Annotated in this window: 13 protein-coding genes; 2 read left to right on the top strand and 11 right to left on the bottom strand. The window is 70.9% G+C overall.

Features of this window, described 5'->3' with window-relative positions; translation table 11 throughout:
- Window positions 1–71: 71 nt before the first annotated feature.
- A complete protein-coding gene (locus tag AB852_RS05495; RefSeq protein ID WP_073784097.1) occupies window positions 72–1,346 on the bottom strand; it encodes a thymidine phosphorylase in 1,275 nt (424 codons plus the stop codon).
- 390 nt (window positions 1,347–1,736) lie between these two features.
- Here AB852_RS05495 and AB852_RS05490 point away from each other — a divergent pair, with 390 nt between their 5' ends.
- A complete protein-coding gene (locus tag AB852_RS05490) occupies window positions 1,737–2,138 on the top strand; it encodes a hypothetical protein (RefSeq protein ID WP_073784095.1) in 402 nt (133 codons plus the stop codon).
- A gap of 48 nt (window positions 2,139–2,186) precedes the next feature.
- On the opposite strand, the gene AB852_RS05485 is transcribed toward AB852_RS05490, so the two are convergent.
- The gene (locus AB852_RS05485; RefSeq protein WP_073784093.1) at window positions 2,187–3,497 is read right to left on the bottom strand and encodes an MFS transporter; all 1,311 of its coding nucleotides are present in this window, start codon (window positions 3,495–3,497) and stop codon (window positions 2,187–2,189) included.
- A gap of 132 nt (window positions 3,498–3,629) precedes the next feature.
- Between AB852_RS05485 and AB852_RS05480 the strand changes: the two genes are divergently transcribed.
- Window positions 3,630–4,085, top strand: coding sequence for a winged helix-turn-helix transcriptional regulator (locus tag AB852_RS05480; RefSeq protein ID WP_073784091.1), 456 nt, complete (start codon window positions 3,630–3,632; stop codon window positions 4,083–4,085).
- Window positions 4,086–4,290: 205 nt separating this feature from the next.
- Here AB852_RS05480 and AB852_RS05475 read toward each other — a convergent pair whose 3' ends face one another.
- The 9 genes from AB852_RS05475 to AB852_RS05435 form a co-directional block, all read right to left on the bottom strand.
- Complete coding sequence (locus tag AB852_RS05475) at window positions 4,291–4,704, bottom strand: cytidine deaminase (protein ID WP_073784089.1); 414 nt, start codon at window positions 4,702–4,704, stop codon at window positions 4,291–4,293.
- Window positions 4,701–5,987, bottom strand: a complete 1,287-nt coding sequence (locus AB852_RS05470) for an ABC transporter permease (RefSeq protein WP_073784087.1) — start codon at window positions 5,985–5,987, stop codon at window positions 4,701–4,703. Before AB852_RS05470 ends, AB852_RS05475 begins: the two co-directional genes overlap by 4 nt.
- The gene (locus AB852_RS05465; RefSeq protein ID WP_073784085.1) at window positions 5,984–7,114 is read right to left on the bottom strand and encodes an ABC transporter permease; all 1,131 of its coding nucleotides are present in this window, start codon (window positions 7,112–7,114) and stop codon (window positions 5,984–5,986) included. The genes AB852_RS05470 and AB852_RS05465 overlap by 4 nt, the downstream gene beginning before the upstream one ends.
- Window positions 7,111–8,739 carry an ABC transporter ATP-binding protein gene (locus AB852_RS05460; RefSeq protein WP_245876676.1) on the bottom strand — a complete coding sequence of 543 codons (1,629 nt, stop codon included), beginning with the start codon at window positions 8,737–8,739 and terminating at the stop codon, window positions 7,111–7,113. The genes AB852_RS05465 and AB852_RS05460 overlap by 4 nt, the downstream gene beginning before the upstream one ends.
- 296 nt (window positions 8,740–9,035) lie before the next feature.
- The gene (locus tag AB852_RS05455) at window positions 9,036–10,100 is read right to left on the bottom strand and encodes a BMP family lipoprotein (RefSeq protein WP_073784081.1); all 1,065 of its coding nucleotides are present in this window, start codon (window positions 10,098–10,100) and stop codon (window positions 9,036–9,038) included.
- Between the two features lie 624 nt (window positions 10,101–10,724).
- Entirely contained in the window at window positions 10,725–11,177 is a 453-nt protein-coding gene (locus tag AB852_RS05450; RefSeq protein WP_342748462.1) for a GNAT family N-acetyltransferase, read from the bottom strand.
- Between the two features lie 499 nt (window positions 11,178–11,676).
- Complete coding sequence (locus AB852_RS05445) at window positions 11,677–12,903, bottom strand: amidohydrolase (protein ID WP_073784077.1); 1,227 nt, start codon at window positions 12,901–12,903, stop codon at window positions 11,677–11,679.
- Between the two features lie 136 nt (window positions 12,904–13,039).
- On the bottom strand, window positions 13,040–14,164 hold the full coding sequence (locus tag AB852_RS05440) for a hypothetical protein (protein WP_073784075.1): 1,125 nt from the start codon (window positions 14,162–14,164) through the stop codon (window positions 13,040–13,042).
- 29 nt (window positions 14,165–14,193) lie between these two features.
- Complete coding sequence (locus AB852_RS05435) at window positions 14,194–15,135, bottom strand: N-acetylneuraminate synthase family protein (protein ID WP_073784073.1); 942 nt, start codon at window positions 15,133–15,135, stop codon at window positions 14,194–14,196.

The following is a 15,135-nucleotide window of genomic DNA, read 5'->3' as shown; positions in this document are numbered from 1 at the left end:
CCCGTACGCGGCGATGCCGCCCTTCGGGGAAGGACGGCATCGGGGCGGGGGCCGGTTCTCCCGGCGCGGGGTCAGGAGACGCGTTCGAGGACGATCGGGGACGGGGCGAAGCCTTCGCCGGTGCCGATGTCGTACGCGCCCGTGAGCGATTCGAGGGCGTACTCGAAGCGCTCGGGGGTGTCGGTGTGCAGGGTCATCAGCGGGGCGCCCTCGGCGACCCGGTCACCGGGCTTGGCGTGCAGCTCGACCCCGGCGCCCGCCTGCACCGGGTCCTCCTTGCGGGCCCGGCCGGCGCCGAGCCGCCAGGCGGCCACGCCGACGCCGTAGGCGTCGAGCCGGGTGAGGACACCGGACGCGGGCGCGGTGACGACATGCCGTTCCCGGGCGACCGGGAGGGCCGCGTCCGGGTCGCCGCCCTGGGCGGCGATCATGCGGCGCCAGGCGTCCATCGCGGAGCCGTCGGCGAGCGCCTTCTCGGGGTCGGCGTCGCGCAGCCCGGCCGCGTCCAGCATCTCGCGGGCCAGGGCGATGGTCAGTTCCACGACATCGGCGGGGCCGCCGCCCGCGAGGACCTCGACGGACTCGCGGACCTCCAGGGCGTTGCCCGCGGTCAGCCCGAGCGGGGTGGACATGTCGGTGAGCAGGGCGACCGTGCGGACGCCGCTGTCGGTGCCGAGGCCGACCATGGTGGCGGCCAGCTCACGGGCGTCGTCCAGGGTCTTCATGAACGCGCCGGTGCCGACCTTGACGTCGAGGACCAGGGAGCCGGTGCCCTCGGCGATCTTCTTGGACATGATCGACGAGGCGATCAGCGGGATGGCCTCGACGGTGCCGGTGACATCGCGCAGGGCGTACAGCTTCTTGTCGGCGGGGGCGAGACCGTCGCCCGCCGCGCAGATCACGGAGCCGACGCCGTCGAGGACGGACAGCATCTCCTCGTTGGACAGCAGGGCGCGCCAGCCGGGGATGGACTCCAGCTTGTCGAGGGTGCCGCCGGTGTGGCCGAGGCCCCGGCCGGAGAGCTGCGGGACGGCGGCGCCGCAGGCGGCGACCAGCGGGGCGAGCGGCAGGGTGATCTTGTCGCCGACACCGCCGGTGGAGTGCTTGTCCGCGGTGGGGCGGGACAGGGAGGAGAAGTCCATGCGCTCGCCGGAGGCGATCATCGCGGCGGTCCAGCGGGCGATCTCGCGGCGGTTCATGCCGTTGAGCAGGATCGCCATGGCCAGCGCGGACATCTGCTCGTCGGCGACCGTGCCCCGGGTGTAGGCGTCGATGACCCAGTCGATCTGCGCGTCGCTCAGCTCCTCGCGGTCGCGCTTCGCGCGGATGACGGAGATGACGTCCATGGCATGTCCTTCCAGCGGTTCCGAACACCCGTGCCGCCCGCCCGGGGGCACGGGAATCGACTCTACGCGCATAGAGGGAGGTTGGGTACGCCCGGGGACGTCCCGGGCGGGCCGCGCCCCCGCGCGGGACGTGACGAGTGGGGACGACCGTGGGACGGACGCCGGTTCCTGGTCCGCCGCGAGGAAAATCGGAATCCCGCTGATCACCGGGCGGGATTTTTATGGAATGGCGCCCGGTGATTGTTGCAAACCTTCCTGGCGTAAAGACGTCAACCCCCTTCGGGGGAGCATAGAAGCAGGCACGCAAAGGCATCATGAGGGAGTTGAGTCGAACCATCAGAACCCGACGGGGGAATATCCATTTCCTCGCCACGACTAAAGGAGAGACCATTGAAGGCGAAGCGTTTTACGCGGGTAGCAATTCCCCTGGCGGGTTCCGCGGCGCTGATCTTCGGTATGCAGGGGACCGCCCTGGCCGCGCAGACCGTGAATGTGCCGGACGGCGGGGGCTACGGCCAGTGGCAGGCGGACCCGAGCGGCTCGATCCCGGGCGACTCGATCAGGGCGTGCGACACCGGCTCGGACGGCGATTACGTCAGGGTCGACCTGGACGTCAACCGCAACGGCTCGATCGACCGGACGGCGTGGACCAAGGGTCACCCCGCACCGTCCTGCAGTGCGTGGATCTCCGGCAACCTCACGGAAGGCACCCCGGTCACCATCTGGGTGATGAGGGTCGACAGTGGAGGAACCATCCTCCTCCCCGAAGGAAAAGGCAACTTCACCGCCTGATCCACCTGACACCCTTCCGAACCGGAGATCGAATTCTCTCGCCGGGAATCACCCGCGCGACCGCCCGGCCCTTTCCGGAGAGCTCTTACCGTAACGATCTCGCGGAATGGGCCGGGCGCGTGTTTCGTGCGCCCACACCAGAAAGGCGAGAACGCTGATCCCGGCACCCAGTACACATACGGCGCCCCACCCGGCCGCCGCGTACAGAGAAGTGGCGGCGAGGGCGCCGGTGGCGCTGCCGATCGCGTAGAAGATCATGTATCCGCCGATCAGCCGGCCGCCCGCCTCGGGATGCAGCGCGTAGATCAGGGTCTGATTGGTGACGTGCACCGCCTGCACGGCGAGGTCCAGGACGATCACCCCGACGACCAGTGCCCACAGCGAGCTGCCGGTGAACGCCAGCGGCACCCAGGAGACGGCGAGCAACGCCAGGCCGGCGCCCGTGGTCCAGCGGGAGAGTCCGCGGTCGTTCAGCCGTCCCGCCGCCCCGGCGGCGAGCGCGCCCACGGCTCCGATCAGTCCGAACGCCCCGATCGCGGTGTGGGACAGGGAGTGCGGGGCCTCGCTGAGCGGCAGCGCGACACTGCTCCACAGGGTGCTGAAGGCCGCGAAGATCAGCAGGCCGAGCAGGGCGCGGACCCTGAGGAGCCGTTCCCGCGCGAACAGGTCGACCGTGGAGCGCAGGAGCCGTCCGTAGCCCAGGGCGGGCGGCGCGGCCCCGCCGGGGCTCCGCGGCAGCGAGCGGCTCAGGACGAGGGCGAGCAGGGCGGTGAGCCCCGCCGAGGCGAGGTAGACGGACCGCCAGCCCGCAAGGTCGGCCAGCAGTCCGGACACCGCGCGGGCGAGCAGGATGCCGATGACCACCCCGCCGGTCACCTGCCCGACGACCCGCCCGCGCCGGGCGGGCGGTGCCAGGGACGCGGCGTGGACGACCAGCGTCTGCGTCACCACGGCGAGCAGCCCCACGGCCGCCATGCCGACGAGCAGCAGCGCCGCCGTGGGGGCGATGGATACCACGGTCAACGCGCCTGCCAGCAGGACCAGTTGCGTCACGATGAGGCGTCGGCGGTCCTTCATGTCCCCCAGCGGCACGAGCAGGAAGAGCCCCAGCCCGTATCCGACGTGGGTGAGGGTCACGACGGCGCCGACGAGCGCCGGGGCCATCCCCAGATCGCGCCCGATCGTCACCAGGAGCGGTTGCGCGAAGTAGACATTGGCCACCGAGGCCCCGCCCGCGACGGCGAGCAGCGGGATCACCCCGCGGGGCGTCGGCGCGGGCGCGCAAGCGCCTTCTCCCCCGCCGGTCCCGCGCCGTGGCGCCGCCGCCTCACCGCCGCCGACCTCGCGGTTCCCCGCCATGGCATCCTCCGTCCGCTCCGCGCGGCCGGGGTCCGTACGGCGACCCCGCCCCGACTGGTTGCATCTTGCTACCAGATGGACGGTAGCCGGACTTGGTAGCATGTTGCAACCAGACGGGAAGGCGGGAACGGCATGGTGAAACGGACGCGGTTCGACGACAGCGACTGCCCCGTCGCGCGGTCCGTCGACACGATCGGCGACTGGTGGTCCCTGCTGATCGTGCGGGACGCCTTCGACGGGAGCCGGCGCTTCGGGGAGTTCCAGCGCGGCCTCGGCGTCGCGAAGAACATCCTCACCGCGCGGCTGCGCGCCCTGGTCGACGGCGGGGTCCTCGCCTCCGTCCCCGCGTCCGACGGCAGCGCCTACCGCGAGTACGTCCTGACCCCGAAGGGCGAGGCGCTGTTCCCCGTCGTCGTGGCGCTCCGGCAGTGGGGCGAACAGAACCTCTTCGACCCCGGCGAACCGCACTCGGAGCTGGTCGACCGACGGCAGGACCGACCGCTGCGCGCGCTGGAGGTGCGGGCCGCGGACGGACGACGTCTGGGCCCGGGGGACACCACCGTCCACAAGCTGCCCGAGGCTCCCTGAACCGGACGGAGGGCCGCAGGCGCAGGTCACCAGGCCGACCGGCCTGACGGGCTGACGGGCTGGCGGGCTGACGCTCGCCGCAGGACCCCGAGCGGGCGGAGCTGTCGCGGGGCCGGGCGGACCGGCACCCGCGCCGGTCCGGGGACGCCGACGGCCCCCGGCCTCCGCTCGTGGCGGGGGACGGGGGCCGTCGGGCGAACCGGGGTTACGCGAGGTGGTCCGGGCCGAACGCCTGCGGCAGCATCGCGGACAGCGGCAGCAGTCCGGCCGGTGTCTCCAGGACGAGTTCGGGGCCCCCGAACTCGTACAGGAGCTGGCGGCAGCGGCCGCAGGGGACGAGGACCTCGCCCCGGCCGTCCACACAGGTGAAGTGGGTCAGCCGCCCGCCGCCCGTGTCGAGCAGCCGCGAGACCAGCCCGCACTCGGCGCACAGCCCGATCCCGTACGACGCGTTCTCGACGTTGCACCCGGTGACCGTGCGGCCGTCGTCGACCAGGGCCGCCGCGCCGACCGGGTAGCGGGAGTAGGGGGCGTACGCCCGGGACATGGCGTCCCGGGCGGCCTCGCGCAGCGCGTCCCAGTCGATCTCGGGGGCGTCCGGCGCCGTGGTGGGCGTCATTTCCCTTGGCCCTTGCGGTACCTCATACCGTCAGCCTTCGGCATCCGCAGCCGTTGTGCCGCGAGGGAGAGGACCAACAGGGTCACGATGTACGGCGTGGCGCCGACGAACTCGCCGGGGACCTCGTCCGTCAGCAGGTACCAGACGAGGACCAGCGCGGCGATCGCGGCGCTGATGGACGCCTGGAGCATCGCCTTGCGGTACACCTTCCAGCCCGCGAGGACCACCAGCAGCACCACCAGGAGCAGCAGCATCGCGTGGACGACCTCGCCGCCGTTGCGCAGCTGGAGGGCGTCGGAGAAGCCGAAGAGGCCCGCGCCCATGGCGACCCCGCCGGGCCGCCAGTTGCCGAAGATCATCGCCGCGAGGCCGATGTAGCCGCGGCCGCCGGTCTGGCCCTCCAGGTAGATATGGGCGGTGACCAGGGCGAGGAAGGCGCCGCCGAGTCCGGCGAGGCCGCCGGAGATGGCGACGGCGAGGTACTTGTGCGAGTAGACGTTGACGCCGAGGGACTCCGCGGCGACCGGGTTCTCGCCGCAGGACCGCAGCCGCAGTCCGAACGGGGTCCGCCACAGCACCCACCAGCTGCCGACGAAGAGCAGCACGGCGATCAGGGTGACGACGGAGACGTTGGTGACCAGGCCGCCGAGGATGCCCGCGACGTCGGAGACCAGGAACCAGCCCTGGTCCTGGACGCTGTTCAGCCCGCTGGACAGACCCGGGACCGTGAACTCGGGCAGGGACTCGGCGGGCGGGGACTGCTTGGGGTTGCCGCCCGCGGTGAGGGCGTCGCCCCCGGCGAAGAAGATCTTCGCGAGGTACTGGGTGATACCGAGCGCCAGCAGGTTGATCGCGACACCGGAGACGATGTGGTCGACGCCGAAGGTGACGGTGGCGACGGCGTGGATGAGTCCGCCGATCACGCCGAAGCCGATACCGCACGCCAGCCCCAGCCAGGGGCTGGTCTGCCAGCCGATCCAGCCGGCGCCGAAGGTGCCGAGGATCATCATGCCTTCGAGGCCGATGTTCACGACGCCCGCGCGTTCGGCCCACAGTCCGGCGAGTCCGGCGAGCGCGATCGGCACGGCGAGCCGCAGGGCCGCGCTGATCTGGCCCTCGGAGGTGATCTGGTCGGCGCCGGTGACGACACGGACGGCGGAGATGAGGACGAGCGCGCCCGCGATGGCGAACAGGACACGGGAGAGGGTCCAGCGCTTGCGGCGCTGGCCGCGATCCGCCTTGGGCGCCGCGGGCGGCGGCGTTTCGGTCAACGTGGCAGTCATCCCGCCACCTCCTGCTTCTCGGTACGGGCGGCGGCCTGGGCGGCGAGTTCGGCGCCGACACGCTGCTGCTGACGCTTGAGGCCGTAGCGACGCACGACTTCGTAGGCGATGACCACGCACAGGACGATGACGCCCTGGATCACGCCGAGGATCTCCTTGTCGTAGCCCTGGAGCTCCAGATGGCTGGTGGTGCGCTCCAGGAAGCCCCACAGCAGCGCGCCGAGCGCGATACCGATGGGGTGGTTGCGGCCGAGCAGGGCGATGGCGATACCCGTGAAGCCGATGCCCAGCGGGAAGTCGTTGGCGAACTGGTGGCTGTCGTTGAGCAGGGTCGGCATCCCGACGAGCCCGGCGACGGCGCCCGACAGGATCATGCTGGTGACGATCATCCGCTTGACGTTGACACCGCTCGCGGCGGCGGCGGACTCGGACTGGCCGACCGCCCGCAGGTCGAAGCCGAAGCGGGTGCGGCCCAGGGTGAACCAGTAGAGGACGCCGACGAGGATCGCGATCAGCACGAAGCCCCAGACCTCACCGGCCGCGCCCGTGTCGAAGGCGAAGAACCACGAGCCCTCGGGCAGCGGCTTGGTGGAGACGAGGGTGCCCGCCTTGTCCAGCTGGCCGAGCTGCTCGGGCTGGATGAGATAGCCGATCACTGCGGTGGCGATGGCGTTCAGCATGATGGTCGAGATGACCTCGCTGACGCCCCGGGTCACCTTGAGGATGCCCGCGATCGACGCCCACAGGGCACCGACGGCCATCGCGCAGAGGATGATCAGCGGGATCGCGAGCCAGCCGGGCGCGGTGAGCGCGCCGCCGAGCAGGGCCGCGACGAACGCGGCGAGCCGGTACTGGCCGTCGACGCCGATGTTGAACAGGTTCATCCGGAAGCCGATGGCCACGGCGATACCGGCGAGGTAGTACGTGGTCGCCTTGTTCAGGATGTAGACCTGGCTGTCGCTGGCGGAGCCGTACGTCAGCATGTCGCCGAACGCGGCGAACGGGTCCTTGCCGGTGGCGAGCAGCACCAGCGCGGTGATCACCACGGCGGCGACCAGCGCGAGGGCGGGGGCCGCGACCGCGAGGAGCACCCGCTCCTTGTCGATGCGGGAGGTCAGTTTGTTCATCGGGTGTCGTCCTCCGACTGCGTACCGTCCGCCCCGGGGGCCGCGGGGGCGGCGCCGGGAGCGGGGTCCTCGGTGTGTTCCAGATGGCCGGTGGCCGCGCCCGTCATGGCGGAGCCCAGCTCCTCGGGGGTGACCGTCGCGGGGTCGGCGTCGGCGACCAGCTTCCCCCGGTACATGACCCGCAGGGTGTCGGAGAGGCCGATGAGCTCGTCCAGGTCGGCGGAGATCAGCAGCACCGCGAGGCCCTCGCGTCGGGCGCGGCGGATCTGGTCCCAGATCTGGGCCTGCGCGCCGACGTCGACGCCCCGGGTGGGGTGGGCGGCGATGAGCAGCTTGGGCGCGTGGCTCATCTCGCGGCCGACGATCAGCTTCTGCTGGTTGCCGCCGGACAGGGAGGCCGCGGTGACGTCGATCCCGGGGGTGCGGACGTCGTACACCTCGACGATCCGCTCGGTGTCGGCGCGGGCGGCCTTGATGTCGAGGAGTCCGCCGCGGGAGTTGGGGCGCTCGGTGATGTGGCCGAGCATCCGGTTCTCCCAGAGCGGCGCTTCGAGGAGCAGTCCGTGGCGGTGGCGGTCCTCGGGGATGTAGCCGATGCCTTCCTCGCGGCGGTGCCGGGTGGGGGCGTGGGAGATGTCGGCGTCCCCGAGGGTGATCGTGCCGCTGTCGGGGCGGCGGATGCCCATGATCGCCTCGACCAGCTCGGACTGGCCGTTGCCCTCGACTCCGGCGATGCCGAGCACCTCACCCTGGTGGATGGTGAGGGTGATGTCGTCGAGGATGATCCGCTCGATGCCGTCGAGGTCGGTCTGGGTGAGCCGGACGGCGGCGAGGTCGAGGGTCGCGATGTCGGTGACCGTGGACTCCTCGGTCTCCGGCGAGGGCAGCTCGCTGCCCACCATCAGCTCCGCGAGCTGCTTGGAGGTGGTGGTGCGGGGGTCGGCGGTGCCGACGGTGGTGCCGCGCCGGATGACGGTGATGTCGTCGGCGACCGACAGGACCTCACCGAGCTTGTGCGAGATGAAGATGACCGTGAGGCCCTCGGACTTCAGCTCCCGCAGGTTGTCGAACAGCGCGCCGACCTCCTGCGGGACGAGGACCGCGGTGGGCTCGTCCAGGATGAGGGTGCGCGCGCCGCGGTAGAGGACCTTGAGGATCTCCACCCGCTGGCGGTCCGCGACGCCGAGCTCCTCCACCAGTACGTCGGGCCGTACCCCGAGGCTGTAGGCGTCGGACAGTTCCTTGATCCGCCTGCGGGCCTTCGCGCCGATGCCGTGCAGCTTCTCGGCGCCGAGGACGATGTTCTCCAGGACCGTCAGGTTGTCGGCCAGCATGAAGTGCTGGTGGACCATCCCGATACCGCGCGCGATGGCGTCGGCCGGGGTGCTGAACGAGACCTGGTCGCCGTCGACCGTGATGGTGCCCTCGTCCGGCTTCTGCATGCCGTAGAGGATCTTCATCAGGGTGGACTTGCCGGCACCGTTCTCGCCGCAGAGGGCATGGACGGTGCCCTTGCGGACGGTGATGTCGATGTCACGATTGGCGACGACGCCGGGGAACCGCTTGGTGATTCCGCGCAGTTCGACGGCGGCGGCCTGCGGCGGTGACGGGGTGGACGCGTTGATGGCGCACTCCTCGGGGGAAGGGGCAGGCGAGGCGTGGGAGGGCGGGCGTCTGCGACGCGAGATCCCTGGGTCGTCGGCGGTACGGCGACTTCAGGGAACTGTCGTCACGGCGCCGGGAGAACGTAGCGCTTCAACTCCACGCTACACGCGTAGAGTTGACACATCGTTATGGCCCGGCCGGGAGGTGATGACGCTTCCCTCCCGTGCCGAGCCGGTGGGACGGTACGGACCCGGGGGCCGGGGTGCCCCGGTGGGTCCGTCCGCCGCCTGCCGGGCCCCGGGGGCCCGGCGTGGTGCTACGGGGTGGTCTTGACGGTGATGGAGCCGTCGACGATCTTCTTCTTGGCCTCGTCCAGCTTGGGCTGGATGTCCTTGAGGAAGCCACCGCTCACGGAGAGCGAGACGCCGTCGTCCTTCAGCGGGTACGTGTTGACGCCGGTCAGCGGCTTGCCGTCCTTGATCGACTTGATCAGGTCGTAGACGCCGATGTCGACGTTCTTGACGACCGAGGTCAGCACGGACTCCTTGTACTTGGCGAGACCCGGGACGTTGTACTGGTCCGAGTCGACGCCGATGCCCCAGGCGCCCTTGACGCCCGCGACGGCCTCGATCGCGCCGGTGCCGGAGGAGCCGGCCGCCGTGTAGATCACGTCGGCGCCCTTGTCGAGCTGGCCCTGCGCGGCTTCCTTGCCCTTGTCGGGGCTGGCGAAGCCGGAGGTGTCCGAGCCGCGGCTCAGGTACTGGCTCTCGACCTTGATCTTCGGGTTCGTCTCCTTGGCGCCCTGGATGAAGCCCGCCTCGAACTTCTTGATCAGCGGGATGTCCGCGCCGCCGATGAAGCCGACGTGGTCCTTCTTCGTCTTCAGCGCGGCGGCGACACCGGCCAGGTAGGAGCCCTGCTCCTCGGTGAACGTGATGCTGGAGACGTTCTTGGCGTCCACCACCGAGTCCACGATGCCGAAGGTGGTGTCCGGGTACTTCGCGGAGACCTTCGTCATCGACGCGGCGTAGGCGAAGCCGACCCCGACGATCGGGTTGTAGCCCGCGTCCGCGAGGGAGGACAGGCGCTGCTCACGGTCGGCCTCGGTGTCGGTGACCTTGGCGGTCAGCTCCTTGAGCTCCCCGCCGAACTCCTTGGTCGCCTTGTCGGCGCCACGGGCGGCCGAATCGTTGAAGGAGAAGTCGCCGCGGCCGCCGACGTCGTAGGCGAGGCCGATCTTGACGCCCTTGCCTCCACCGGAGGACGAGGAGTCGGAACCGGAGTCCTTCTTCTCGGAGGACGTGCTGCCACAGGCCGTGGCGGTGAACGTGAGCGCTGCGGACGCGAGGACCGCAGCGGAGATCTTGGCTACCCGGCGCAAGGGAGGCTCCTTCAACCTGACCGAAGCGCCACTTCCGGCGCTGGTTTCGCCGCGATCGTAACGCGCGTAGATGTCAGATAAAGGGGTCTTGGTGAGCTGTTATCGGATCGACGCGAACGCGGGGTTACCTCACGGGGTGCGGGGGGTGACGTGTGCGGGTCCTGACCTGCTTCGTCCCAGGTCAGGGTGGGTTTCCTGGGGCCACTGGGGTTCCGGGGTCACCCCGGGTCCCCCGCTCCCCGGCGGCTCCGGGTCCGGCGTTGCCGGGCGCGCCTTCGCTTGCGCTTCTGAGGTCTGTCCGGGTGGGCGCGCTTGTCCCTGTGCCGTCGCTCGGTGGTTTCGGCAGTTCCCCGCAGGTCGCCTTCGCTTGCGCTTCTGAGGTCTGTCCGGGTGGGCGCGCTTGTTCCTGTGCCGTCGCTCGGTGGTTGTGCGCAGTTCCCCGCGCCCCTTTGGGGCGCTCCCGGCCGGTTCTTCGGGTCGGTGCCGGTCGGGATTCTCCGTCCTCGCTCCAACGCGCTCGGTACGACGTACGTGTGGTCCTACTGAAGAGCATCGGAGTCTGCGGGCAGAGATTCCCGCCCACCCCCTCCCGTAGCAGGGCGACTGCGCGGGGAGGGGGGTGACTCATGGCTTCCGGACCATTACCGAACTTGTCGGGGAGTCGACGCAGGTGGTTGTCTCGCCCGCCTTGTCGTAGCCCCAGCTCTCGTACAGGGCTTGGACCCTTGGCTTCCCGGTCTCCACCAGGAGGGTGACGACTCTTGCCGGCACCGGGGCGAGCAGCGCTTCGTGGAGCTGGCGAGCGCGCCCCGTACCGCGCCATTCGGGGACGACCATCAGCTCCGAGAGGGCGATCACAGGCCCGCGGAGCCCGAGTGGCCGCGCGTGCCCTTTCCACCATCCGCCGGGCTTCAGCATGGAGCCGTACGCGTAGCCGACCGGACCACTCGCTTCCCACCCTGAAACGCACTGCCAGTTCTCACGGGACGACCACAGGTCAAGGAAGCAGGAGAAGCGCTCACGCGAGTGGAACGGGTCAGGGTTGTCGACGTACGCCTCATCGTGGAGGTCCAGCAAAAGGGGCCGAATGTCTTGTGCGTCGGCGTGTGTATGGCGTCTCAAATCCATCGACCGGACTCTTCAATCCATTCGGTGCGCAGCCAGCTTGCGGAACCATCCTCCTCGCGCACCCGCCCGGCTGCGGGAGGGGGTGGGCGGGAATCTCTGCCCGCAGACTCCGACGCCACCAGTACATCCACTGGACGTCGTACCGAGCGCGTTGGAGCGAGGACGGAGAATCCCGACCGGCACCGACCCGAAGAACAGACCGGGAGCGCCCCAAAGGGGCGCGGGGAACTGCGCGAAAACGAGGGCAGACCCGCACCCGGCCGACAACACCAGACAGGCAGCGCCCCGACAGGGGCGCGGGGAACTGCGCGAAACCACCGAGCGACGGCACAGGGACAAGTACGCCCAGCACACGAAACCCAGGGGCGCGAGGAACCGCGCAAAAACGACGAGCGACGGCACAGGAACAAGCGCGTCCACCCGGACGGACCTGGAACGGCGACCGGGACTACGTGTCGAGGATGGCCGCCGCCGTGAAGAGTTCGACGCCGACGGCGATCGACGACTCGTCGACGTCGAAATCCCCCTGGTGGAGGTCCCGCACGGTCCGCTCCCCCGGCCTGCGCACGCCGAGGCGCGCCATCGCCCCCGGCACATGCTCCAGGTACCAGGAGAAGTCCTCGCCCCCGAGACTCTGCTCGGTATCCTGCACCGACGCCGCGCCGCGCCGCGCGGTCATCGCGTCCCGGAGCAGCTTGGTGACCTGGGGGTCGTTGACCACCGGCGGCACCCCGCGGACGTAGGTGATCTCCGTCTTCGCCCGGTACAGGCCCGCGACCTCGTCGATGGCCGCGTGCACCAGGTCCGGTGCCAGCCGCCACGACTGGAGGTCGAGGCACCGCACGGTCCCGGACAGCTCCGCGTGCTGCGGGATGACGTTGCACGCGTGCCCGGACTCGATCCGCCCCCAGGTCAGGGCCAGCCCGGACCGGGCGTCGACCCGCCGGGCGACCAGCGCGGGGACCTCGGTCGCCACCTTGGCCGCGGCGATGACGAGGTCGGTCGTCAGATGGGGCCGCGCGGTGTGCCCGCCGGGCCCGTCGAGGGAGATGTCCAGCCGGTCGCAGGCGGAGGTGATCGGTCCGTGCCGCAGCCCGATTCGGCCCGCGTCGACCCGGGGGTCGCAGTGCACCCCGATGATCCGCCCCACCCCGTCCAGCACACCGGCGGCGATCGCGTCGGTCGCGCCGCCCGGCAGTACCTCCTCGGCGGGCTGGAAGATCAGCCGCACCGGGTGCGGAAGCGTGCCCGCACGGTCCATCCCGGCCAGCACCAGCCCCGCGCCGAGCACCACGGACGTGTGCACGTCGTGCCCGCAGGCGTGGGCCCGGTCGGGCACCGTGGACCGGTAGGCGCAGCCGGTCTTCATGTCGGGGATGGGCAGCCCGTCGATGTCGGCGCGCAGCGCCAGCCTGGGCCGTACGCCGTCCCAGGTGCCGATGTCACAGATCAGTCCGGTGCCGAGCTTCAGGACCTGCGGCCGCAGTCCCGCCTTCTCCAGGCGGGTCTTGATCGCGGCGGTGGTCCGGAACTCCTGGTTGCCCAGCTCGGGGTGCATATGCATGTCGCGGCGGAACGCGATGAGCTCGGCACGGAGCGCGTCGGGCAGGGTACCGGGCAGCAGCGGCATCCCGGGCCGGTCGGCGTCGGACGTGGAGTCTGTGTCAGCGGACATCAGTTGGTTCACCCTTTGAAGGGTAAAGCGACAGGGGGGTCAACTGCGCGGTGATCTATGAAAGTTCAGCCTGATTGGTGTAACGATTCCAGGATGTGGACGCATGATCTTCACTCGGGATGGGTAGGGAACGAAGTCACCCCGCACCCACCGAGCGCAGTCGGTGCACGTCACGCGCGGTGCCCGTGACCCCGCTGAGGAAGCCGTGTGCCCGGGGCGAGGCATGGTCGGTGAGCCAGGTGGGATCGATGTCACAGACGGCTATCCGTACCTCCGTACCCGCGAGGGCGAGCGGCAGCGTGTGCACGACGGTGGACGGGAAGCTGAGGACCGTCCGCCCGACGGGCCCCCGCCGGGCGATCAGCTCCAGCGGCAGATCCGGGCGGCAGACCTCCAGTCCCGTGGCCGTGGCGAGCCGGTGCAGCTTCTCGGGGCTCTCCCGCCGGTGCGCGAAGTACCGGGTGGCGCCATGGTCGCGGGCCAGCGAGCGGACCGCCGTCAGATAGCGGTCGGGGTCGACCACGCCCGTCTCCACCAGCGAGGTGCCGACGAGGTCGGCGCCCCTGGTGAGCCGGGGCGGCCCGAAGCGGGACCGGGTCCACGCGAAGTCGTTGACGGTGACCCGTACACCGTCCGGCACCGTCCCGATCGGCATCGCGGAGAACACCTCGACGGTGCTCCCGTCCGCCGGGGCCAGCCGCCGCCGGGCCAGCGCGGAGACCGGCGCGAACACCAGGTCACGCGGGCCGGGCCGGCCCCCGCGCCGGTGCCAGCGCACCAGCCGTTCCCCGCCCGCGAGCTGGGCGACGAACTCCATGGTCGCCGTGCCGTCGTCCACCACGACCAGTCCCGCCTCCCGGACCAGGGTGAGCAGCAGCTGGACGTAACGGGAGAACGGGTCGCCGATGACGATCCGCGCCGCCCCCCGGAGCAGGGGCGCCAGCGCGCCGACCGTCCGGAAGGGCGCCGTCGGCCCCCCGCGCGCCTCCTCCCAGCGCACCCGGTGGCCCTCGCCCCGCGCCAGTTCCGCCATCCGCCGCAGCTGGCCCCGGGTCATCGGGTCGCCCGGTGAGAGGACGACCAGGGTCAGCCAGGACGGGTCGTCCCCTGTACGCGGGTGCGCCCCGGCCGGGCCGGGCGGGGCGGCGGGGGGCCGCCCGTCGCTGTGGTGCGCCCACTCCAGCACGTTGAGGAGCTGGACGGGGCTCTCGACGAACGCGAGGGTCTGGGTGGGGCCCACCGGCCCGACTCGGGGACTCAATTGTCGCTCCGGGCGCTGGTCGGGGGCCGTCAGACCGTGACCGGCTCGCCCGCGGCGGTGGCGATCTCCGCCTGGGCGACGACACCGGGGACCCGGCGCAGCTTGCGCATCGGGCCGAGCTCGGAGTCGTACACCTTCTTGACGCCGTCGCCGAGCGAGGACTCTATGGTGCGGATGTCGCGGACGAGCCGCGCGAGGCCCTGGGGCTCGACGGACGCGGCCTGGTCGGAGCCCCACATCGCCCGGTCGAGGGTGATGTGCCGTTCCACGAAGACGGCGCCGAGCGCGACGGCCGCGAGGGTGGTCTGGAGGCCCGTCTCATGGCCGGAGTAGCCGATGGGGACGTTGGGGAACTCCTGCTGGAGGGTGTTGATCACGCGCAGGTTCAGCTCGTCGGCCTTGGCCGGGTAGGTGGACGTGGCGTGGCAGAGCAGGATGTTGTCCGAGCCGAGCACCTCGACGGCGTGCCGGATCTGCTTGGGCGTGGACATCCCGGTGGAGAGGATCACGGTCCGCCCGGTGGCGCGCAGGGCGCGCAGCAGTTCGTCGTCGGTGAGGGACGCGGAGGCGACCTTGTGGGCGGGGAGGTCGAACCTCTCCAGGAACGCGACGGCCTCGGTGTCCCACGGGGAGGCGAACCAGTCGATGCCGCGCTTCTCGCAGTAGGCGTCGATCGTCCGGTACTCGTCCTCACCGAACTCGACGCGGTGGCGGTAGTCGATGTAGGTCATCCGGCCCCAGGGGGTGTCGCGTTCGATGTTCCACTGGTCGCGGGGGGTGCAGATCTCGGGGGTGCGCTTCTGGAACTTCACGGCGTCGCATCCGGCGTCGGCGGCGGCGTCGATGAGGGCGAGCGCGTTCTCCACGTCGCCGTTGTGGTTGATGCCGATCTCACCGGTGATGTAGACGGACCGGCCGGGGCCCGCGGTCCGGGAGCCGAGGGTACGCAGACGGGAGGGGTTCGGGGACAT

Source organism: Streptomyces uncialis (genome assembly GCF_001905345.1).
Taxonomy (GTDB): domain Bacteria; phylum Actinomycetota; class Actinomycetes; order Streptomycetales; family Streptomycetaceae; genus Streptomyces; species Streptomyces uncialis.
Note: the sequence above shows the minus strand (reverse complement) of the source record. Positions and strands in the feature narration are given on the sequence as shown.